Source organism: Mycobacterium sp. (assembly GCF_051006775.1).
Taxonomy (GTDB): Bacteria; Actinomycetota; Actinomycetes; order Mycobacteriales; family Mycobacteriaceae; genus Mycobacterium.
Window position 1 is genome coordinate 18,568 of sequence record NZ_JBPCSX010000211.1, and the last position, 22,292, is coordinate 40,859.

The following is a 22,292-nucleotide window of genomic DNA, read 5'->3' on the forward strand; positions in this document are numbered from 1 at the left end:
CTCGGTGACACTTCCTCTTGCGGTCGAGCTGCGGGCGGAGGTCCGGGCATGGACGCCTGACATCGCCGAGCTGGTGGTCGGTTGTTTGTCGCAGCAGGCGGATTCCTCCGGCCCGCGCAGGCAACTCCCCAATTGTGCCAGATGCGCCGCGACCGACGAAATCGCACGACCCGCCGAGTGGGTGTGTGACTGATTCGAGCAATTGTGCGGTCTACTGAGACCACCGCTACCCTTAGCCGACCGGGCTTCGACTGGGGTGGCCCTAATCAGCTTGCCGCCAAGTCAGGGAGGGGATCATGCGACGTCGTCGCTCGAAACTCCTCTCGGGATTGCTCGCCACACTGGCTGTGCTCCTACTCGGCGCATCCTCCGCCCAGGTCAGCGGTCGAATCTTCACCAGTCACGCCGAGCCGGTGTCGTTGCTGGCAGCCCGCCCGACCGCCGTGACCAGCGTTCCCGCGGTCGTCACCCCTCCGCCCGTGAACTTCACCGCGCTGGCCAACAAAGCCACCGCCGCGGCCCAGGTGAGCGGCGCCGATATGAGCCTGGCACTGCTGGACCGCCAGACCGGCCGACTTGTCACCAGCGGCGATAAGGCCCCCTTCCCGATTGCCTCGGTGGCCAAGCTGTTCATCGCCGATGACATGCTGATTCAGGCGGCGCAGCGCAAGAGTCCCCTTACCGCCGGCGACAGGCATCTCCTCGAGACGATGCTGCGCTCCTCCGACGACTGGGCCGCCGACGAATTCTGGTCCCGGGACGGCGGCAACGCCGTCATCAAGCGGGTGGCCGCCCGCTATCACCTGACCAGCACCACCGTGCCCTACGACGGCAACTGGTGGAACACCATGAGCACCACCACTGACCTGGTGCGCTACTACACGATGCTGCTGGACGGTTCCGGCGGGCTCCCCCGGCCGCAGGCTGACCTGATGCTGGCCAACCTGGCCGCATCGTCGCCGCTGGGCGCCGACGGCTACCCACAGCGGTTCGGCATCCCCGACGGGCTGTTCGCCGAACCGGTCGCGGTGAAGCAGGGCTGGATGTGCTGCTGGAACGGACCCAACTGGCTGCACCTGTCCACCGGCGTGATCGGTGCGGACCGCCGCTATGTGATGGCGGTCGCCTCCATGCAGCCCGTCGATGACGCCACCGCGCGCAACACCGTCACCCAAGCCCTCAAGACGATGTTCCCGGCCGGCCGGATCTAACCGGGCTCAATCCCCCAGCAGGTCGGGTCGGCGCCGCCGAGTGCGCTCCATCGCCTGGTCGTATCGCCACTGTGCCACCTTGGCGTGATCCCCGGAGAGCAACACCGGTGGGACTTCGAGATCGCGCCAGACCGGCGGTCGGGTGTAGCTGGGCCCCTCGAGCAGCCCGGCCGTCGAGTGCGAATCATCCTGGTGCGAGAGCGGATTGCCGATGACGTTCGGCATCAGCCGCACGATCGCCTCGATCATCACCAGTGTTGCCACTTCACCGCCGGACAGGACGTAATCGCCGATAGAGACCTCCGCGACCCGCATCCGTCGGGCGGCATCGTCGGCGACCCGCTGATCGATTCCCTCATAGCGCCCGCAGGCGAACACCAGATGTTCCTCGCCGGCCCACTGCTCGGCGTCGGCCTGCCCGAACAACCGGCCGGCGGGGGTCGGAATCACCAGAAGCGTTTGCGCAGAACAGATCTCGTCGAGCGCGGCACCCCAGACCGGAGCCCTCATCACCATTCCGGGACCACCGCCGTACGGCGCGTCGTCGACAGCACGATGCACGTCATGAGTCCACCGTCGAAGATCGTGGACGGCGAAGTCGACGATCCCGGCCTCAATCGCCTTGCCGGGCAGAGATTGCCGAACCGGATCGAGATAGTCGGGGAAGATGGTGATGACGTCGACACGCATCACAGCGACTCCAGATCCAGCAGTCCTTCCGGCGGATCGATCACCACGACCCCGTCGGCCAGCGACACCGATGTGACGATCGCGCTGACGAAGGGCACAAGGAGCTCGTCGCCGGATTCCTTGCGCACCGATAGCAATTCGCCGGCAGGGGTGTGCAGAACCTCGAGGACTGTGCCGACCGGTGAGCCGTCGACAGTCTGTACTGCCAAACCCTCGAGCTGGTGATCGTAGAACTCGTCCGGATCTTCAATCGGCGGCAGATCGGCGGAGTCGACGACGAACAGACACCCGCGCAGGGCGTCAGCGCCGTCCCGATCGGTCACACCGGGCAGCCGCACCAGCAGGCGCCCACCGTGCGGACGCACCGATTCCAGGACGACGGCCGACTCCGACCCGCCACGGGGTCGCTTGAGCCGCAGAGTTTTTCCCGCGCCGAAGCGCTCGTCGGGGTCGTCGGTGCGAACATCGACCACGAGCTCGCCGGTGACCCCGTGTGCCTTGGCGATCCTTCCGACCACCAGCTCCACTACTGGTCGGTGTCCACCACGTCGACCCGGATACCGCGGCCGCCGATCCCGGCGACCAGGGTGCGCAGGGCGGTGGCGGTGCGGCCACCACGGCCGATCACCTTGCCGAGGTCCTCGGGGTGCACGTGCACCTCGACGGTCCGGCCGCGACGGTTGGTCACCAGATCGACGCGAACGTCATCGGGGTTGTCGACGATCCCGCGAACCAGGTGCTCGACGGCATCGACTACCGCAGCGCTCATTCTTCGGTGGTCTCAGCGGCCGGCTCGGCAGCCTCTGCAGCCGGCTCAGCAGCCGGGGCCTCTTCGACGGCAGCCGGAGTCTCCTCGGCGGCCGGGGCCTCCGCGACAGCCTCGTCGGCCTTCTCGGCCCCCTCCTCGGCCTTATCAGCCTTCTTGGCCGGAGCCTTCTTCTTCTTCAGCTGGGAGGCCTCACCGGTGGGGGCGCCGTCAGCGGCGGCCAGCGCGGCGTTGAACAGCTCCAGCTTGCTGGGCTTGGGCGCCTTGACCTGCAGCGTGCCCTCAGTTCCGGGCAGGCCCTTGAACTTCTGCCAGTCGCCGGTGATCTTGAGCAGTTTGAGCACGGGCTCGGTCGGCTGAGCGCCGACAGACAGCCAGTACTGGGCCCGCTCGGAATTGATCTCGATCAGGCTCGGGTCTTCCTTGGGGTGGTACCGGCCGATTACCTCGATCGAGCGACCGTCCCGGCGATTGCGGGCGTCAGCGATAGCGATGCGGTACTGGGGATTGCGGATCTTGCCAAGCCGAGTGAGCTTGATCTTGACAGCCATGAATGAACTACTCCTCTAGTCTCACGCTGCAATTCAGCGATCACCGGCGGGATGCCGGAATCCGGTTTTGCCTCGCGTGGCCAGGTCGGATTCTGCCAGACCAGGGGCTGTTGCCGGAAATCGCCTAGAAGATCTTGTCCATGCACTTGGCCTCCACCCGCCGGGTCATCCGCCACCCGTCGGCGGTGCGGACGAACTCGTCGTCGTACCAGAGCGCGCAGAACATGATCTGGCCGTCGGTTTTGACTCCCGAGTCGCTTCGCTCCTGCCCCCGAGGACCCGAGAGCTTCATCGGGTTGAAGCACATGGTCCGGCCAGTGGCGGTGTCACCGGACAGCCGGATGTCGAAGTTGCCGATCAGGTGGTAGTAAGCCGGGAAATTCGGCAGAACCTTCGCCAGCCAAGCCTTGACCTCGGGAAACGGGCCCTCGATACCGCCCATTGCGGTGTAGTCGATATGAGCGTCGGGAGTGAAGATCCGGTCCAGGTCGTCGAATCGGCGCTGGTCGATGGCCGTCGAGTAGTCCACCAGCAACTGCTGGATCTCCAGCCGGTCAGAGATTTCCGCGAGGCTCAGCATGGGTCAACATTCAACACCGATCCCGGCGCCGGAGCACCCGGGTTAGGGTGACCGCCATGGCACGGCTTCTCTGCGCCCTGGCGGCGACGCTGACGATCAGCGCGACTTCCGCGGTTCTGGCCACCCCGGCCGGCGCCGAGCCCAATATCCAACCGGTCGGCTCGGTGAGCATCCCCGACGGCCCCGCGGCAACCTGGATCGTCGCCGATATGGACACCGGCCAGGTACTGGCGGGCCGGGGTATGTACGAACCCCATCCCCCGGCCAGCACCATCAAGACGCTACTCGCGCTCACCGCGCTCGATGAGCTGAATCTGGACTCCACGGTGGCGGCCTCCCCGGCCAACACCCATGTCGAATGCAGCTGTGCGGGAATCAAACCCGGCCACGTCTACACCGCGCGCCAGCTACTCGATGCCACCCTGCTGGTGTCCGGCAACGATGCGGCCAACACCCTGGCCGACATGCTCGGCGGGTTTGACGTGGCCGTCGACAAGATGAACGCCAAGGCCGCTGCCATCGGGGCGAGTAACACCCACGCCACCAGCCCCTCCGGGCTGGACGGGCCCGGTGGAGCGGGCTGGACCACACCGCACGACCTGGCCGCGATCTTCCGGGCCGCCATGGCCAACCCGGTATTCGCCCAGATCACCGCCGAGCCGGCGGCACCGTTTCCCACCGACACCGGTGAGCGGCTGCTGGTCAACCAGAACGAACTGCTGGCGCGCTACCCCGGTGCGATCGGCGGTAAGACCGGATTCACCGACGCCGCCCGGAAAACCTATGTCGGCGCCGCCGACCGCGACGGCCGCCGCCTGGTGATCGCGATGATGTACGGCCTGGTGCACGCGGGCGGCCCCACTTACTGGGATCAGGCCACAATGCTGCTGGACTGGGGATTCGCCCAGAACCGCTCGGAGTCCGTCGCCGCGCTCTAGACCCGATGCGGGCGGTACCCCCGGTGCGACCACGGCACCGGCCACCGACACCGTGAACGATCGGTGACGCCCGCCCGGACGGGGATGATTCGCCTCCAAAAATCCGTGCTCGACAGTATCTTTTCCCTTGGTGGGATAAAAACGGGGTCTGGGTTTCGTCGACACACGACTTTGAACGCCTTCCACCAGAGACCGGCCCGCCACGTCCCCCCTTGTCGTGGCGGGCCGGACCTCGTTGTTTACCGGATGTCGAGTTCGCCGCTCAACGGAGACCGCATCGACACCGCGAATCGTTAGCCTCGGCGGAATGGGGTTACGCCACGCAGCAGCCGTCGCCGTGGCCGGGCTGCTGACAGTTCTCTCCCCTGCCTTCGCCGGAGCCGAGCCTGACCTGCAGATCGCGGCGGTGAACGCACCCAGGGGTCCGGCGCCGGCCTGGCTGGTGGCCGACATGGTCAGTGGCCGGATCCTCGGCGGCCAGGACGCCTACACCCCGCTGGCACCCGCCAGCACGATCAAAGCACTGCTGGCGATGGTGGTCCTCGACCAGATCAACCCGGCGGCCGCAGTGCGAGCGACATCGTCGAGCACCGACGTCGAGTGCTCCTGCGTGGGGTTGGTGCCCGGCGCCGTCTACACCACCCGTCAGCTCCTCGACGCTCTGCTGATGGTCTCCGGCAATGACGCCGCCAACCTGCTCGGCGAGATGCTGGGCGGCACCGCGGTGGCGGTGCAGAAGATGAATCTCAAGGCAGTCCAGGTCGGCGCGCGCGCCACCCGGGCCGGGTCGCCGTCAGGTCTGGACGGACCGGGCTGGGAGTCGGTGACCACCGCACAGGACCTCGCGGTGATCTACCGGGCCGCGCTGAAATATCCGCTGTTCGCTCAGATCATTCATCAGTCGTCCGCACAGTTCCCGAACGGCTCGGGCGGCTTCAAGACGATAGCCAGCCATGATCGTCTCCTACCCAGCTACCCCGGCTTCATCGGCGGCAAGACCGGCTACACCAATCTCGCCCAGGAGACCTACGTTGCGATGGCGCAGCGCGACGGCCGGCTACTGGTCGCGGTGATGATGTACGGCAAAGACGATCTGTGGGATCAAGGCCGGGCGCTGCTGGACTGGGGCTTCAGTCAGTAAACGCGACCGCGCAGGATCACCCGGTCCGGCCGGGACAGCACCTGCGGCCCACCGCGCGGATCATCGATGAAGCACAACAGGTCTGCAGGTGCACCATCGGCTAATGCCGGACGCCCCAACCACTTTCGAGCATCCCAGCTGGCAGCACCGAGAGCCTCCGTCGGAGTCATCCCGATCCCGGCGAGCGCCGCCACCTCCTCGGCGATACGCCCGTGCGCGATATTGCCGCCGGCATCACTACCGGCATAGATCGGCACCCCGGCTTCGCGGGCCGCGCCTATCCGGCCCGGACACCGCGTGTAGAGATCACGCATGTGGGTCGCATAGACCGGGTACTTGCTTGCGGCATCGGCGAAGTCGGGAAAGTTCTCGATGTTGATCAGCGTGGGCACCAGTGCGGTGCCGTGCTCGGCCATCAGCGCGACGGTGTCCTCGGTCAACCCGGTGCCGTGTTCGATGCAGTCGATACCGGCCCTGATCAGACCGGGCAGTGCGTCCTCACCGAAGACGTGCGCGGTGACTCTGGCTCCTTCGGCATGGGCGGCTGCGATCGCCGCAACCAGGACGTCATCGGACCACAGTGGAGCCAGATCGCCCACCGAGCGGTCGATCCAGTCACCGACGAGTTTCACCCATCCGTCGCCACGGCGGGCCTGCTCGGCCACCGCATCGGGAAGCTGCCACTCGTCTTCCAGTTCGATGGCATAGCCCTGCATATACCGCTTCGGTCGGGCCAAATGCCTTCCGGCCCTGATGATTTCGGGTAGATCAGCGTGTCCGTCGAGACTCCGGGTGTCGACCGGTGAACCACAGTCGCGCAACAGCAGCGCGCCCACATCCCGCTCTGTCTCGGCCTGGGTGATCGTCTCGTCGAAATCGATGGCCCCGTGCGGCCCCAGGCCGACATGGCAGTGCGCGTCGACCAGTCCCGCAATGATCCAACCACCGTCGAAAATCGTCTGTGCTCCGGCAACCCGCTCGGACGTGAGGATTCCGTCGGCGATCCACCACTCAACCGGCTCGCCATCGGGAAGTCCGCGACCGCGGACGTGCAGAACGTGCATGGGGGGCTTAGCTCTTGGGGAACTTCAGCTTCGACAGGTCGAAGCCGGCCAGACCAGGCGGCAGTTCGTTGAGGCCCTCGGGCAATTGCGACAGATCGGGGAAACCGTCCGGCATGCCGCCACCAAGCAACGGATTGCGGGCCTTCGGCGGCGTCGGCCCCCGTCCGCCCTTCTTGCCCTTCTTGCCCTTGGCGCTCTTCTTCGACGATCGCCGGCCGAATCCCATTCCCATCGCACCGGCCATCTGCGACATCATCTTTCGCGCCTCGAAGAACCGGTCGACGAGCTGGTTGACCTCCGAAACGTTCACCCCCGAGCCGTTGGCGATTCGCAGCCGCCGGGAGGCGTTGATGATCTTCGGGTCTGCGCGCTCGGCAGGCGTCATGCCGCGGATGATGGCCTGCAGCCGGTCGAGGTGGCTGTCATCGACGGCGGCCAGGGCATCTTTCATGCCTGCCGCGCCGGGAAGCATTCCCAGCAGGTTGCCGATCGGGCCCATCTTGCGGATCGCCAGCATCTGCTCGAGGAAGTCCTCCAGCGTCAGCTCTCCGGAGCCGATCTTGGCGGCGGCCTCCTCGGCCTTCTGCGCATCGAAGACCTGCTCGGCCTGCTCGATGAGCGAGAGCAGATCGCCCATCCCGAGGATGCGGCTGGCCATCCGGTCCGGATGGAAGACGTCGAAATCCTCGAGCTTCTCGCCGGTGGAGGCGAACAGGATCGGTACGCCGGTGATCTCCCGCACCGACAGCGCCGCTCCGCCGCGGGCATCGCCGTCGAGCTTGGTCAGCACCACGCCGGTGAAGCCGACGCCGGCGCCGAAGGCCTCGGCGGTGGCCACCGCGTCCTGGCCGATCATCGCGTCGAGGACGAAGAGCGTCTCGTCGGGTGTCACGGCATCCCGGATCGCGGCGGCCTGGGCCATCAGCACGTCATCGATACCGAGGCGGCCGGCGGTGTCGACGATGACGATGTCGAAATGCTTGGCTTTCGCTTCGGCCAGGCCGGCGGCGGCGACGGCGACCGGGGCATCCACTCCGGCCGCATCGCTCTCGCTCACATCGGCGCTGGTCCCGGGGTGCGGGGCGAACACGCTGACTCCGGCGCGCTCACCGACGATCTTCAGCTGACTGACCGCGCCGGGCCGCTGCAGGTCGCAGGCCACCAGCAGCGGGGTGTGGCCCTGCCCCTTGAGCCACTTGGCCAGCTTCCCGGCCAGCGTGGTCTTACCGGCGCCCTGCAGACCGGCCAGCATGATGACCGTCGGCGGGGTCTTGGCGAACGCCAGTTGGCGGGTCTCGCCACCGAGGATTCCGACCAGTTCGTCGTTGACGATCTTGACGACCTGCTGGGCCGGGTTGAGCGCCCCGGAGACCTCGGCGCCCTTGGACCGCTCCTTGACGCGGTTGATGAAGTCTCGGACCACGGGCAGCGACACGTCGGCCTCGAGCAGCGCCAGCCGGATCTCGCGGGCGGTCGCGTCGATGTCCGCGTCGGTCAGCCGACCCTTGCCACGCAGGCCGGCCAGCGCACCGGTCAACCGGTCGGAGAGCGATTCAAACACCCGGCAAGCCTAACTGTGAGCGCGACCGGCGCGTTTAGCGGATAGCTCAGCCCGCTTCCTGGGCCGGTTCAGCACGCGGCGGGGTGGGCAGCACCGCGTACAGCTCACTCTCCAGCGCCTCACGGGCCGCGTCGGACGCCGGCGCGGAGATGGCGAACACATCGATCACCGACGCACCCAACGTGGTGATCTTGGCCCAGTCGATGTCGACCCCGGCCCGCTCGAACACCGCCGTCAGGACCGCCAGCAGACCCGTTCGGTCACTCGACCGCACCTCGACGAGCGGACGGTCGGGCCCGGTGCCCTCGTGCCAGCGGATCAGCGGTGGCGCCACCGGCGCTGCCGGTACTGCCGGATTGTGTTCACCGACGCGGCCGGTGCCGTACTGGGCGGCTTCCCGGTCGCGCTTCTCCAGCGCTCCGATGACGTCCAGCCCGCCGTTGAGGGCCCCGATGAACTGCTGGCGCAGCAACTCGGCCACCGGCGGCTCACCGAACTGCGGCGACACCACGAAGGAGTTGATGGCCGAGGCCCGATCGGAGAGCAGGGCGCTGTTCACCGACGCCGAATGCACCGCCAGCGAATTCAGCGCGAGCACACCGGCCGCCTTGGACAGCAGACCGCGCTGATCCGGCGCGATCATCGCGACCTCGTAGGTGTGCGGGCACTCACCCGGCTTCATCTCGACGTGCACGGTGCCATCGCCTGCCAGCGCGAGGAGTTCATCGGCGATCGGCTCGGGCTCCAGGTCGGGCTCACCGCCCATCACCATCCGGCAGCGACGCACCAGATCGCCGATCAGCGCCGACTTCCAGTCGCCCCACACCCCCGGCCCGGTCGCCAGGGAGTCGGCCTCGGCAAGCGCATGCAGCAGCTCCAGCAGCACAGGATCGCCGCCGAGTGCCTCCACAACATCGGCGATGACGCCGGGATCCTGCAGATCGCGCCGGGTTGCGGCGGTCGGCAGCAGCAGATGGTGACGCACGACCGCCGAGAGCACCCGGACGTCCGACGGCCACAGGCCCAGCCGAGTGCCCACCCGCTCGGCGAGTTCCGCTCCGATCACACTGTGATCGCCGCCGCGGCCCTTGCCGATATCGTGCAGCAGCGCACCAAGGACAAGAAGGTCGGGGCGCGATACCCGGGTGGTGAAAGCGCTTGCCCTGGAGACTGTTTCGACCAGATGACGGTCGACGGTCCAGGTATGCACCGGATCCCGCGGCGGCAGATCGCGCACCGCCCCCCACTCCGGGAAGATCCGACCCCACAGGCCGGTCCGGTCCAGTGCCTCGATCGTGGTCACCGCGGTGGGACCGGAACTGAGCAGCACCAGCAGGTCTTCGAGCGCGTCGCGCGGCCACGGCGCGCGCAACTCCGGCGCGGTGTCGGCCAGCCTGCCCAGTGTGGATGCCGCGATCGGGATGCCGGTGCTCGCGGAGGCCGCAGCCACCCGCAGTGTCAGACCGGGGTCGCGCTGCGGACGCGCGTCACGCGCAAGAACCACCTCACCGGACTGCTCGACGACACCCTCGTCCATCGGCCGCCGGACCGGCCGCCGCAGCGCGGAAAGGCCCCGCTTCGGAAGCGCGTTGGCAGCCGTGCGCAGTCCGGCCTCCACGTAGTAACTGATCGTCCGGGCGGAATCCGACAGCATCCGGGCCAGATCGAACCGGTCCCCGATACGCAGCGCCGCGCCCACCTCGTCGGCGAACTGGGCCATCAGTTGGTCACGGCCGCGCTTGGACACCCGGTGTAGTTCGGTGCGGACATTGAGCAGTGCCAGATGCGCGCTGGCCAGGGACCCGGCCGGCGAGTCCGCAGCAAGGCTCGGATAGACATCGGCGAGTTGGGCGATCGCCAGCGCATTGAGAAGTTGGACGTCGCGTAGGCCGCCCATCCCGCTCTTGAGATCGGGCTCGGCGCGGTGGGCGATCTGCCCGCTGCGCTGCCAGCGAGCTCGGTTGTGTTCGACCACCTCGTCGAAACGCGCGGCGATACCGGCGCGCCACTGACGACGGGCGCCGCCGATCAGCAGTGAGGACAGATCACTGTCACCGGCGATGTGCCGCACTTCCAGCATGGCCATACCCGCCGAGATCTCGGTGGCGGCCACCTGCAGAGCCTCCGAGACCGTCCGCACGCTGTGGTCAAGCCGAATATTGGCGTCCCACAACGGATACCACAGCGATTCGGCGACCTGACTGACCACATCCGCGGGCTGGTTGTCATGCAGCAGCATCAGGTCGAGATCCGAGTAGGGAACAAACTCCCTGCGTCCCAGGCCTCCGGTGGCCACCAGAGCGAAGCCGCTCCCCGGTGTGATCCCCAGTTCGGCAGCCTTGGCGGTCAGCCACAGTTCGTGTAGATCCAGCAGTGCCTCGCGTAGTTCAGCGGCATCGAGATGGCGCTGACTGCCGTTGAGCAACTGGCGGTTGGCCGCCGCGAGGTCGGTGGCGGGGTGCTGTGACCCCGCCACCGAACCTTCCGTTCGCTTTGTCATCTGGCGTCCCCTCGCGTGTCGTGACGTACGCGGCCCGCCTGCGCGGCCGGACCTAGATCGCGTCGGTTCCCCGCTCCCCGGTCCGGACTCGGACGATGGTCTCCACCGGGCTCACCCAGACCTTCCCATCACCGATCTTGCCGGTGCGGGCAGCGGACACGATGGCGTCGACCACCTTGTCCACCGCGGCGTCGTCCACGATGACCTCGACCCTGACCTTCGGGACGAAATCCACCGAGTACTCCGCGCCGCGGTAGACCTCGGTATGGCCCTTCTGACGTCCGTAGCCCTGGACCTCGCTGACCGTCATACCCAGGACACCCATCTCTTCCAGGCCGGTCTTGACGTCCTCCAGCGTGAACGGCTTGATGATCGCAGTGATCAGCTTCATAACCCTTAAACCTCCGAGCCTTGACGTGGGAAGACGGAACCGGTGGACGTGATCGCGAAGTCGTACGCGGTTTCCGCGTGTTGGGCTTCGTCGATGCCACCCGCCTCGTCCTCGCGGTCAAGCCGCAGTCCGATGGTGAATTTCAGGAGCAAGGCCAAGATAGCCGTGACAACCGCCGAGTACCCCAGAACCGCGAAGGCGCCTACCGCCTGTCGCCACAATTGGTCGGTGCCGCCACCGTAGAAGAGGCCGGCCACCGCAGCGGGAGCCTGGGGAGCCGCGACCAGACCGATCATCAGGGTGCCGACCAGACCGCCGACGAGGTGTACGCCGACAACGTCGAGAGAGTCATCGAAGCCGAACTTGAACTTCAGACCGACCGCCAGGGCACAGAGCACACCTGCGGTGGCCCCGATGACCAGAGCGCCGACGACATTCACTGACGAGCAGGCCGGAGTGATGGCGACCAGACCGGCCACCACACCCGAGGCCCCACCCAACGAGGTGGCATGACCGTCACGAATACGCTCGGTGAGCAGCCAGCACAGCATTGCAGCAGCGGTGGCGATCGTGGTGGTGATGAACGTCGTGCCCGCCAGACCACCGGAGGAGACCGCCGAACCGGCGTTGAAGCCGTACCAGCCGAACCACAGCAGGCCCGCACCCAACATCACGAAGGGCAGGTTGTGCGGACGCATCGGGATTCCCGGCCAGCCCGCGCGCTTACCGAGAATGATGGCCAGCACGAGACCGGCGACACCGGCGTTGATATGCACCGCGGTGCCACCGGCGAAGTCGATAGCCTTGAGTTTGGTGGCGATCCAGCCACCGGTCTCGGCGGTGACGCCGTCGAACGCGAAGACCCAGTGCGCAACCGGGAAGTACACGAACGTGGCCCACAGTCCGGCGAAGACCAGCCAGCCGCCGAACTTCAGTCGGTCAGCCACCGCGCCGGAGATCAGGGCAACGGTGATGATGGCGAACATCAACTGGAAGGCCACGAACACCGTCTGCGGAATCGTGCCGGCCAGTGGAATGCCGATCGCTTCGACCGCCTCAATGCCGGCACTCGGATCAGCGATCACCTCAACTACGGCGTTACCGCCGATCAGTCCCTTGAGCCCGAAATACTGGCCTGGATCGCCGAAGAGATTGTTGACGTCATTGCCGAAGGCCAGCGAGTAGCCGTACAGCACCCAGAGCACCGTTACGACACCCATGGCGCTGATGCTCATCATGATCATGTTGAGCACGCCCTTGGCGCGCACCATGCCGCCGTAGAAGAATGCCAGGCCCGGAGTCATCAGCAAGACCAGCGCGGCGCTCGCAAGCAACCACGCGGTGTCACCGGTGTCCGGGGCTCCCATTACCGGGAATCCATCCACTCGCTGTCCCTTTCCTTCGCGTCGCGGCCTAGCACCGACGACTTAGACCAGACAATGCGCAGTGGTTGTATCCGTGGGACTGCCTTGGTGTTTCGCTGATGTGAACGGATTGCCGGCTTAGGTTGCCGTTGTGTTACACGGGTCAGCCGAGCAGGGCGTCGACGAACGCCGCAGGCTCGAATGGGGCCAGATCGTCGGGACCCTCGCCGAGCCCGACCAGCTTGACCGGCACGCCGAGTTCCTGCTGAACGCGGAAGACGATGCCGCCCTTGGCCGTTCCGTCCAGCTTGGTGAGCGCCACCCCGGTGATGTCGACGACGTCGGCGAACACCCGGGCCTGAGCGAGTCCGTTCTGACCGATCGTCGCGTCCAGGACCAGAAGCACTTCATCGACCGCGGCGCGCTTCTCGACGACCCGCTTGACCTTGCCGAGTTCGTCCATCAGTCCGGTCTTGGTGTGCAGCCGCCCGGCCGTATCGATGACGACGACGTCGGCACTGATTTCGATCCCGCGGTCGACGGCATCGAATGCCACCGACGCCGGATCGGCGCCCTCCGCGCCACGCACCACCTCGGCGCCGACCCGCGAAGCCCAACTCTGCAATTGGTCGGCGGCGGCGGCGCGGAAGGTGTCGGCCGCACCGAGTACGACGCGGCGCCCGTCGGCCACCAGCACCCGGGCCAGCTTGCCCACCGTGGTGGTCTTACCGGTTCCGTTGACGCCGACCACCAGCAGCACCGACGGCTTCTCCGCGTGCGGCAGGGCCTTGATCGAACGGTCCATCCCCGGATTGAGCGCTTCGATGAGCACCTCGCGCAGGATGGCACGCACCTCGGCCTCGCTGCGAACGTTGCCACTGGCCAGCTTTTCCCTTAGGTGGGCGGTGATCGAGGTGGTGGCGGTCGGCCCGAGGTCGGCGATCAGCAGGGTGTCCTCGACCTCGTCCCAGGAGGCCTCGTCGAGATCGCCGCCGCCGAGCAGGCCCAGCATGCTGCGACCGAACGCGTTCTGGGATTTCGCAAGGCGGCCCCGCAGTCGCTCCAGCCGGCCGGCCGGGGGCGCAATGGCGCCGACATCAGACACCGGAGGCGCAATGGCGCCGACATCAGACACCGGAGGCGCAATGGCGCCGGCATCAACGACAGCGGGCGCGGCAGCGGGCTCCTCGATGACCGGGGGCTCGGGAAGGTGGACCTGCGCTATCGGCCGCTTGAGCGAATCACGCGGGATGGCGGCGTCGTCACCGACTCCTGGCAAACCGGTGGTGTCGAGCTTAGCGACCGGCTTGGCGGCCGGCGAAGGGACCGGCGAAGGTCCTGACGATTGTGTGAAGGATATGCCTGAGGAGGCGGTATACCCGCCGGACCTGTCCACCGGTGTGGCAGCCTCGATGGCATCCGGACCACGGCGCAAGCTAACCTGGCGCCGCCGGTACAGCAACGACCCGATGACCAGCCCGACGACAATGAGGACAGCGATGACCGCGATAGCGATCCAGAGACCCTGGGACACGTCGCCATTGTTTCAGGGTCCACGATGAACGCCGACAACCGGCTCAGCGCCCGCAAACTCCGTCATATCGACGCCTGCCTGACCGGTCCGGTCGACCACGGCACGCTCACCACGGGCTTCGAACGGTTCGACCTGCCGTATAACGCGCTTACCCGGACCAGCCTGGCCGCCGTCGATCTGAGCACCCGCTTTCTCGGCGTGCCGATGCGGGCCCCGGTGCTGATCGGCGCCATGACCGGCGGGGCTGAACTCGCCCGCACCATCAACCGCAACCTGGCCGAGGCGGCCCAGAAGCTCGGGGTCGGCATGATGCTGGGCTCTCAGCGGATCATGCTCGGTGATGCCCCCGCCGCAATCGCCGCGTCGGCTAGTTTCGAGATCCGCGACCTGGCCCCGGATGTGCTGCTGATCGGCAATATCGGGCTGGCCCAGGTGTCGGCGGCGATCACCCCCGCACTCGATGCCGCACTGCGCGTCGTCGGCGCCAACGCACTGGCGGTGCACACCAATCCGCTGCAGGAGGCCATGCAGCCCGGCGGCGACACCGACTTCACCGGGTCGGTGGACCGGCTGGCCCGGCTGACGGCAGACCTTGACTACCCGGTGATCCTCAAGGAGGTCGGTCACGGGATCGGTGCGGCCGCCGCAGAGCAGCTGCGCGGCCTGCCCATCGCCGCGGTCGACGTGGCCGGCGCGGGCGGCACGTCCTGGGCGCGGGTGGAGCAGGTGGTGCGCTACGGCGAGGTGCGTAACCCGGCGCTGGCCGACTGGGGCGTGCCGACCGCTCAGGCCCTGATGGAGGTGCGCGCGACTCTGCCCGGGATGCCACTGATGGCCTCCGGCGGAATCCGCACCGGCATGGACGCCGCCAAGGCGATCGCCCTGGGCGCCGATGTGGTGGCGATTGCCCGGCCCCTGCTGGCGCCGGCGATCGAGTCGGCGGCAGCGGTCGTCGACGTCCTGGGCGGATTCATTGAGGAACTGCAGATCAGCCTGCACTGCGCGGGCGCGTCCGATATCGCTGAACTCCGCCGGATCAGCCTCACACCGATGCGTCCGGACTAACGAACGCCCCCGGCGGCGAGCGTCGGGATGACCACCGGCATGGCGCCCAGATTCAAGGTAAGTACCGAGTCCGACTCTGCCGGTGCGGTGGGCGTGGCCGGCGCGATGACTCCGAAATCGGTCCCCGTTGGCAGATGGAGGTCCGGGATGTCGAAGGTGTGTGGACCCACCGGATGCGGAACATTCTGCGGTGTGACCGGCGGCACCCACACCGGTGGCTTGGTGCCCGGCGGGGTGAACTCGGGCTTTGCCGACGCGGGGGCTGCGGGCGCGGGTGCCCGAACCTCGGGCGCGGGAGCATCGGTTAGGGGGGCCGTGGCCGCGGGCACGTCGGGCTCCGAAGCAGACGACGTCTGCAGCTCGGGTGCCGGGGCGGCGAAAGCGCGCGAGGGCACGGCTACCGGCGATACGACCCGTGCCGTCGCTGCCGCGGTCTTTAGCGGGGCCGGTGAGGACGGCCGGATCGGGACGGTCTCGATCTCGGGCTGCGAGTTCACGAAATTCGTCACGGGCTGGCTGCCGTTCGTGGACATTGGCGGGAGTGCATCTTCGTTGTTCATCACGGTGAACAACAATCCGGAGACCGCAGCCGCGGCAAAGCCCGCGACGATTCCATAGAGCAGCGTCGCCCGGTGGGACCGCGCCGCTGACGGCGATTCGGCGGGGTCCGCCTCCGGCTCCGTGTACCGCTGGTGTTCCTCACCGGTGTACTGCAGCGGCTCGGCGGCGCTGTCGTCATCCTGCGACCACGCCAACGCCCTGAAAGTCGCCGACTGGGTATCTTCTGCACGCTCCGCGGCCCACGCGCTCGGGTTTGCGGCTGTTGAATCGGCCGTTTGATCTGTCATGGAAAAGCTCATCCTGGGGTTCTCCTGTGCCTGTTGGCAGCCCCGGTTGGGCTGCTTTCACAGGTAGGTGCAACCAAGGAGTGCTACTCGCACGCTTTTTTGGGCTTTTTCACCCACGCTCGGACCCCGGCTGAAAACAGCTGCTCAAGCGACCGGAAAAACATTTCCGAAAAAGTGTGCGATTCGTGCGGGGTTCGTGCACCTACCTGTGAAAGCAGCCCAACCGGGGCTACGAAGACGAATAAGGAGAACCCCATGACCACCACCTCGATCCTTGCCAAGGTCGCCGCGATGACCGCCGTCGTGGCGGCCCCGGCGATGTTGTTCCCCGGAGCGGGTACGGCGCAGGCGAGCATGAACGCCGGTGCCAATCCCAGCCCCGGCGGCGTGGACGTCATGGTCACCACCTGGCCGAACGCCGCAGGAGAGTCCGCACCCAGCGGCTGGTGCCTGTTCAACTCCTCGGTGGTGGGCAACCCGATCGGCAAGCCTCTGCCGGCGATCAACGTCCCGTTCTACCTGCCGGAGAATGGACCAGGGGCCGTGAGCCAGTCCCGCCTGTGGTTCCCCAGCTTTCCCACCCACTCGACCTGGAACATCACCGTCGAGTGCCCCAATGCGGCACCGCAAATCTCCCAGCTCGTCTGGTGAAAGCACTGCGGTCCGGTATCGGCGGGCGATGTTCGCTGGTACCGGACCGGGTGCGGGTTTACGCTATTTGGAAGCAAAGTCGGACAGGGGGTCCGCGTCATGACCGAGGCACTCGAGTTGCACACCGGCGTCAGCGATGGCGATCTGGCGCGCGCGGCCGCCGATGGCGATCGACCGGCATTCGCTGAAATCTACGACCGCTACGCGGACCGACTCTATGACTTCTGTGTCGGACTGATCGGGGACCGCGACGCCGCAGCAGACTGCGTGCAGGATGCCTTTTGCGCCGCCGCGACGGGACTCACAGGTCTGCGCGAACCCGACAAACTTCGCCCTTGGCTGTATTCGATCGCCCGCCATCATGCGATGCGCCGTCTTCGGCATCGCTACCGCGAGGAGGTCTCTGATGAATTGCCTGACATGGTCTCTCACGATGCAAGCCCGGAAACACTCGCCGGACAGAGCGAATTAGCCCGCCTGGTCGCCGATGCTGCGGGGGGACTTTCAGATCGCGACCGCGAACTGCTGGATCTGTCCTACCGGCACGGCCTGGACGGCCCCGACCTCGCGGAAGCCCTCGGCGTGACGCTGACGAGTGCGAACACCATGATGTTCCGGCTGCGCCAGACGGTCGAACGTTGTCTGGGCGCCCTCTTAGTGGCCCGCAATGCGCAAGCCGATCCCAATGCGTGCCCCGAGTTGGCAGTGATCCTCAAAGGCTGGGACGGACAGTTCTCCGTTCTCATGCGCAAGCGCATGGCCCGCCATATCGACTCCTGCGCAACCTGCGAGCAAGAACAGAGCAGGCACGTAAACCCCGTCGCCCTGCTCGGCGGATCCGCGGTCTTCATCCCTGCCCCGGTCTGGCTGCGTCATCAGACATTGGACCGCGTGCAGCTGACCTCCGCGAGTTCGGCCCTGGCCGAGGCGTCCGGCCACGCCGCCGAATCGTCCGGTACTTCCGGGGCTTCCCCGCAGATCGGAAAGCGGGTCGCCATCGTCGGCATCGCGCTGCTGTGCCTGAGTTTGGTGATCAGCTGGTTCGCGCGGCCTGAGGACCCGGCTTCCAAGGTGGTCGACGTCGGCACCGATTCGAGTGAAGGACCGCTTCCGGTGATACCGCGGGCCGTCAATGCCCCTCCGGCAGTTGGCCGTTCGCAATCGGTGCCGGTTGCCGGCACGGTTCTGCCGGCGGTGCCGACCCAGCAGGCCGCGCCGACTCGCAGCGGCGCGATACCCGGCTCGGCACCGGTGCATGTGCTTCCGAATACCGATCCGGACGTCGCTCCGCCTCCTGCCCCAATCGGCTCGGTGATGGTCCCGGAATCGGATCCGAACGGCGCCGCCCCTGACCCCCAGGTCGACACCGCGCCCGTCGTCACCGCCCCCACGAGGATCGTCGATGCCCCCGCCACCCCTGGCGGCCCGATCAACCTCGATCCCCTTCCAGGCCCGGGTCCGAAAATCGTTTCGCCCTCCCCCGGTACGTTCACCGGGACCGTTTCGAGTCCTACCGACAAGATCCCCACCAACACCAACACCAACACCAGTACCAATACCAGCACCAACACCAACACCAACACCAACACCAGCGGCGGCGGCAAAACAACCACCGGCGGGACAACCACCGGAGGTGCGGGCAGCACCAACGGAAGTAGCGGCACCACCAGCGGGGGCCAAACCACTGGCGGGACCACCAACGGCAGCGGGGGCACTACCAGTGGCAGCGGCGGCACGAATACGAAGAACTCGACCTCGACGTCCAAATAGCCTCACACCGAAACCGACCTGAGGGCTGCGCGCCGAGGCGGCCACCACAACCGTGATGTCGATCTCGGAGGGTTAGACCCCAGCGGCGAGATTCTCCCCGCGCATCCGCTGCGAGATCACCGCCGAGATCCCGTCACCCTGCATGCTCACGCCGTACAGCGCATCGGCGATCTCCATGGTCGGCTTCTGGTGGGTGATGACGATCAGCTGGGATTGCGTCCGCAGCTGCTCGAACAATCCGATCAGCCGGCGCAGGTTCGCATCGTCGAGCGCCGCCTCGACCTCATCCATGACGTAGAACGGCGAGGGCCGGGCGCGGAAGATCGCCACCAGCATCGCCACCGCGGTCAGCGACTTCTCGCCACCGGAGAGCAGCGAGAGTCGCTTGACCTTCTTGCCGGGCGGGCGGGCTTCGACTTCCACACCGGTGGTCAGCATGTCGCTGGGATCGGTCAGCAGCAGGCGGCCTTCGCCGCCGGGGAACAACGTCGCGAACACCTGGGAGAACTCACGCTCGACGTCGACGTAGGCCTGGGTGAAGACCTCCAGGATCCGGTTGTCGACTTCCGCGACGACGTCGAGCAGGTCCTTGCGGGCGGCCTTGACGTCCTCGAGTTGGGTCGACAGGAAGTTGTAGCGCTCCTCCAGGGCGGCGAACTCCTCGAGTGCGAGCGGATTGACCCGCCCGAGTTCGGCCAGTTCCCGCTCGGCTCGCTTGGCGCGGCGTTCCTGGGTCGCCCGGTCGTAGGGCATCGGAGCCGGCGCGCTCACCTGCTCGCCGCGTTCACGGGCCTGCTCGTACTCGGCCATCTCCAGTTCCGAGGGCGGCAGCGTCGCCTCGGGACCGTACTCGGCGATCAGGTCGTCGGCCGCCATGCCGAACTGCTCGAGCACCATTGACTCGAGTTGCTCGATACGCAGTTCGGCCTGCGCCTTGGCGACCTCATCGCGGTGCAGGGATTCGGTCAGCGTGGCGATCTTCGCGTTGAGCGCAGTGACCTCTTCGCGAGCGGACGTCATCCCGCCGGCACGCTGCAGGCGCTCCGCGGCCAACTGATCGCGCACCCTCGAGGATGCCGCAACGACTCCGCTCAGATGGCTTGCGACCCGATGCCCTGCCTCCGACACCGCCGCCGCCACCTCGGCGGCATGCTGACGGGCGGCACGTGCCGCACTCGCGCGTACTCGCGCATCACGCTCTGCGGCAGCCGCGCGGCGCAGCGAATCAGCCTGTCCGCGAACAGCATTGGCCCGCTCTTCGGCGGTGCGCACGGTCAGCCGTGCCTCGACCTCGACGCCGCGGGCGGCTTCTGCCGCGGCCTGGATCTGCTGGCGCTCACCCGGTGAGGTCTCGACGCCGGAGTGCGTCTCCTGCGCCGCGTGCAACCTGTTCTCCAGACCGGTGAGCTCCTCGACGGTCTGCTCACGTCCGGCCTCGAGCTCAGCGCGCTGGGTGTGCAGACGCCGCCACTCCTCCTGTGCCACCCGGGTGTCCTGGCCGAGCCTGCCCAGCTGTTCGTAGATCGCCGAGATGGTGGCGTCGGACTCGTTGAGCGCTGCCAGCGCCTCCTCGGCGGCGTCCTGGCGGCTGGTCTGCTCGGTGACCGCACCGGCAAGTGCGGCGTTGAGCTCAGAGACCTGGATTTCAGCCGCGATCAGTTCGGTTTTGGCCTTCTCGATCTCGCCGATGATCTCCAGCGTGCTCGGCTTGCGATCCGAGCCGCCGTCCACCCAGCCCGCCCCGACCAGATCGCCGTCGGCGGTCACCGCACGCAACTGTGGCCGGGCGGCCACCAGATCCAGTGCGGCTTCCAGATCGTCGACGACTGCGACACCGGAGAGCATCGCGGTCATCGCACCGCGCAACCGCGGTTGGGGCTCGACCAGGTCGATGGCCCAGTGCGCACCTGCCGGCAGGACGCCATGGTCGCGGCCGGGCGGTGCCGGCCAATCGGCCAGCACGATCGCCGCGCGACCACCGTCGGCGTCTTTGAGCGCGCGTACAGCCGAACGCGCGGATCCGGAACCGTCTGCTGCCACCGCGTCGGCCGCGGCACCGAGCACCGTAGCCAGCGCGGTCTCATAGCCGGACCTGACCTTGATCAGGTTGGCAAGCTTGCCGAAAAGTCCTGCACTGCTGCGATTTTCGACCAGCCAGGCAGCGCCGTCCTTGCGGTCCAGGCCGACGGAGAGGGCCTCGATACGGGCCCGCAGTGAGGCAACCTGCCGTTCGGCGGCGCGCTCGGCGGTCTGCAACTCCGCAACCCGGGCGTCGGACTGGCGCAGCGCGGTGATGGTGCGATCGTGGTGCTCGTCGAGGCCGAGTTCGCCCTGGTCGAGTTCGTCGACCTTGCTCTGCACGATCTCGAACTCGGCCTGCGCCTGCTGCGCGCGGGCCGAGGCCTCCTCGATGGCGGTGCTCAGCCGGGCGACGCCTTCGTCGATGGACTCCACCCGTGCGCGTGCGGTCTCAACCTGCCCGGCCAGCCGGGCCAGACCCTCGCGTCGATCGGCCTCGGCTCGCACCGCGGCCAGATGCGCACGCTCGGATTCGGTCGCCGCACTCTCCCGCGCGGCCAGTTCGGTGCGGGCGGAATCCAGCCGGGACCGCGCCTCAGCGAGTTCGGCGACCAGTTGGCGCTCCTGCTCGGCCATCTCGTCGGCCTGCAGATCGAGCTCATCGGGGTCGGGTCCGGTGGTGGCCGCCGGCTCGGTCTCCAGGTACTGGGCGCGCTCGGTGGCGATGCGGACGGTGGCGCTGACCCGCTCGGCCAGGGCCGAGAGCCGAAACCAGGTCTGCTGCGCGGCCTCGGTGCGCTCCGAGAGTGAGGCCACCGCGGCCTCATCGGCGGCCAGCTGCTCGGATGCCTGCGCCAACCGGGCAACGGCCTCGTCGTGCTCACGGCGCAGGGTGGTCTCGATATCGTCGACGCCGGTGAACTCGGCGCGACGCGCCACCAGGTCATCGGCGGCCAGCCGCAGCCGGGCGTCCCGCAGGTCGGCCTGGATGGTCTGGGCGCGGCGCGCCATCTCGGCCTGGCGGCCCAGCGGCTTGAGCTGACGACGCAGTTCGGTGGTCAGGTCCGTCAGCCGGGACAGGTTGGCCGAGGTGGCGTCGAGCTTGCGAAGCGCCTTCTCTTTGCGCTTGCGGTGTTTGAGGACGCCGGCGGCCTCCTCGATGAAGGAGCGGCGATCCTCGGGACGGGACTCCAGTATCTGGGCCAGCCGACCCTGACCGACGATGACGTGCATCTCCCGGCCGATACCGGAGTCGGAAAGCAGTTCCTGGATGTCGAGCAGACGGCAACTCTGGCCGTTGATCTCGTACTCACCGGCGCCGTCGCGGAACATCCGCCGGGTGATCGATACCTCGGAGTACTCGATCGGCAGCGCGTTATCGGAGTTGTCGATGGTCAGGGTGACCTCGGCGCGGCCCAGCGGGGCACGCGAGGAGGTGCCGGCGAAGATGACGTCCTCCATCTTGCCGCCGCGCAGCGTCTTGGCGCCCTGCTCACCCATGACCCAGGTCAGCGCGTCGACCACATTGGACTTACCGGAGCCGTTGGGGCCCACGACGCAGGTGATACCCGGCTCGAAACGCAGAGTCGTCGGCGATGCGAAGGATTTGAAGCCCTTCAGCGTCAGACTCTTGAGGTACACGTCGCAG

The 22,292-nt window shown here is 67.3% G+C and carries 19 protein-coding genes; 6 read left to right on the forward strand and 13 right to left on the reverse strand.

Annotated elements, in window-relative coordinates:
• The first annotated feature begins 296 nt into the window (after positions 1-296).
• Complete coding sequence (locus ACR2JI_RS15025) at positions 297-1,211, forward strand: serine hydrolase (RefSeq protein ID WP_526391331.1); 915 nt, start codon at positions 297-299, stop codon at positions 1,209-1,211.
• Positions 1,212-1,217: 6 nt separating this feature from the next.
• On the opposite strand, the gene trmD is transcribed toward ACR2JI_RS15025, so the two are convergent.
• From trmD to ACR2JI_RS15050, 5 genes are all read right to left on the reverse strand, one after another.
• The gene (gene trmD / locus ACR2JI_RS15030; RefSeq protein ID WP_526391333.1) at positions 1,218-1,901 is read right to left on the reverse strand and encodes a tRNA (guanosine(37)-N1)-methyltransferase TrmD; all 684 of its coding nucleotides are present in this window, start codon (positions 1,899-1,901) and stop codon (positions 1,218-1,220) included.
• Positions 1,901-2,428, reverse strand: a complete 528-nt coding sequence (gene rimM, locus ACR2JI_RS15035) for a ribosome maturation factor RimM (RefSeq protein WP_526391335.1) — start codon at positions 2,426-2,428, stop codon at positions 1,901-1,903. Before rimM ends, trmD begins: the two co-directional genes overlap by 1 nt.
• Positions 2,428-2,670: an RNA-binding protein gene (locus ACR2JI_RS15040; protein ID WP_526391337.1), complete on the reverse strand. Its 243-nt coding sequence runs from the start codon at positions 2,668-2,670 to the stop codon at positions 2,428-2,430. Before ACR2JI_RS15040 ends, rimM begins: the two co-directional genes overlap by 1 nt.
• The gene (gene rpsP, locus ACR2JI_RS15045; protein ID WP_526391339.1) at positions 2,667-3,218 is read right to left on the reverse strand and encodes a 30S ribosomal protein S16; all 552 of its coding nucleotides are present in this window, start codon (positions 3,216-3,218) and stop codon (positions 2,667-2,669) included. Before rpsP ends, ACR2JI_RS15040 begins: the two co-directional genes overlap by 4 nt.
• 124 nt (positions 3,219-3,342) lie before the next feature.
• Positions 3,343-3,798, reverse strand: coding sequence for a nuclear transport factor 2 family protein (locus tag ACR2JI_RS15050; RefSeq protein ID WP_526391341.1), 456 nt, complete (start codon positions 3,796-3,798; stop codon positions 3,343-3,345).
• A 56-nt stretch (positions 3,799-3,854) separates the two neighbouring features.
• On the opposite strand from ACR2JI_RS15050, the gene ACR2JI_RS15055 reads away from it, so the two are divergent.
• A complete protein-coding gene (locus ACR2JI_RS15055; protein ID WP_526391343.1) occupies positions 3,855-4,736 on the forward strand; it encodes a D-alanyl-D-alanine carboxypeptidase family protein in 882 nt (293 codons plus the stop codon).
• Positions 4,737-5,043: 307 nt separating this feature from the next.
• Complete coding sequence (locus ACR2JI_RS15060) at positions 5,044-5,877, forward strand: D-alanyl-D-alanine carboxypeptidase family protein (RefSeq protein ID WP_526391345.1); 834 nt, start codon at positions 5,044-5,046, stop codon at positions 5,875-5,877.
• On the opposite strand, the gene ACR2JI_RS15065 is transcribed toward ACR2JI_RS15060, so the two are convergent.
• The 6 genes from ACR2JI_RS15065 to ftsY all read right to left on the reverse strand — a co-directional run bounded on the left by ACR2JI_RS15065 (position 5,871) and on the right by ftsY (position 14,291).
• Positions 5,871-6,941 carry an amidohydrolase family protein gene (locus ACR2JI_RS15065; RefSeq protein WP_526391347.1) on the reverse strand — a complete coding sequence of 357 codons (1,071 nt, stop codon included), beginning with the start codon at positions 6,939-6,941 and terminating at the stop codon, positions 5,871-5,873. The two genes, ACR2JI_RS15060 and ACR2JI_RS15065, sit on opposite strands and share 7 nt — an antisense overlap.
• Before the next feature lie 7 nt (positions 6,942-6,948).
• A complete protein-coding gene (gene ffh, locus ACR2JI_RS15070) occupies positions 6,949-8,502 on the reverse strand; it encodes a signal recognition particle protein (protein WP_526391349.1) in 1,554 nt (517 codons plus the stop codon).
• A 46-nt stretch (positions 8,503-8,548) separates the two neighbouring features.
• Positions 8,549-11,002: a [protein-PII] uridylyltransferase gene (locus ACR2JI_RS15075; RefSeq protein WP_526391351.1), complete on the reverse strand. Its 2,454-nt coding sequence runs from the start codon at positions 11,000-11,002 to the stop codon at positions 8,549-8,551.
• A gap of 52 nt (positions 11,003-11,054) precedes the next feature.
• Positions 11,055-11,393 carry a P-II family nitrogen regulator gene (locus ACR2JI_RS15080; protein WP_526391353.1) on the reverse strand — a complete coding sequence of 113 codons (339 nt, stop codon included), beginning with the start codon at positions 11,391-11,393 and terminating at the stop codon, positions 11,055-11,057.
• 5 nt (positions 11,394-11,398) lie between these two features.
• Positions 11,399-12,778 carry an ammonium transporter gene (locus ACR2JI_RS15085; protein ID WP_526391355.1) on the reverse strand — a complete coding sequence of 460 codons (1,380 nt, stop codon included), beginning with the start codon at positions 12,776-12,778 and terminating at the stop codon, positions 11,399-11,401.
• Positions 12,779-12,920: 142 nt separating this feature from the next.
• A complete protein-coding gene (gene ftsY, locus ACR2JI_RS15090; protein ID WP_526391358.1) occupies positions 12,921-14,291 on the reverse strand; it encodes a signal recognition particle-docking protein FtsY in 1,371 nt (456 codons plus the stop codon).
• A gap of 24 nt (positions 14,292-14,315) precedes the next feature.
• Between ftsY and fni the strand changes: the two genes are divergently transcribed.
• On the forward strand, positions 14,316-15,356 hold the full coding sequence (gene fni / locus ACR2JI_RS15095) for a type 2 isopentenyl-diphosphate Delta-isomerase (RefSeq protein WP_526391360.1): 1,041 nt from the start codon (positions 14,316-14,318) through the stop codon (positions 15,354-15,356).
• Here the strand turns inward: fni and ACR2JI_RS15100 are convergent.
• Entirely contained in the window at positions 15,353-16,204 is an 852-nt protein-coding gene (locus tag ACR2JI_RS15100) for a hypothetical protein (RefSeq protein WP_526391362.1), read from the reverse strand. The genes fni and ACR2JI_RS15100 overlap by 4 nt on opposite strands.
• A 255-nt stretch (positions 16,205-16,459) precedes the next feature.
• On the opposite strand from ACR2JI_RS15100, the gene ACR2JI_RS15105 reads away from it, so the two are divergent.
• Together ACR2JI_RS15105 and ACR2JI_RS15110 are read left to right on the forward strand one after the other, a co-directional pair.
• Positions 16,460-16,855, forward strand: a complete 396-nt coding sequence (locus ACR2JI_RS15105) for a hypothetical protein (RefSeq protein ID WP_526391364.1) — start codon at positions 16,460-16,462, stop codon at positions 16,853-16,855.
• Between the two features lie 99 nt (positions 16,856-16,954).
• The gene (locus ACR2JI_RS15110) at positions 16,955-18,625 is read left to right on the forward strand and encodes an RNA polymerase sigma factor (RefSeq protein WP_526391366.1); all 1,671 of its coding nucleotides are present in this window, start codon (positions 16,955-16,957) and stop codon (positions 18,623-18,625) included.
• 72 nt (positions 18,626-18,697) lie between these two features.
• Here ACR2JI_RS15110 and smc read toward each other — a convergent pair whose 3' ends face one another.
• Positions 18,698-22,285, reverse strand: coding sequence for a chromosome segregation protein SMC (smc, locus tag ACR2JI_RS15115; RefSeq protein WP_526391368.1), 3,588 nt, complete (start codon positions 22,283-22,285; stop codon positions 18,698-18,700).
• Positions 22,286-22,292: the final 7 nt, after the last annotated feature.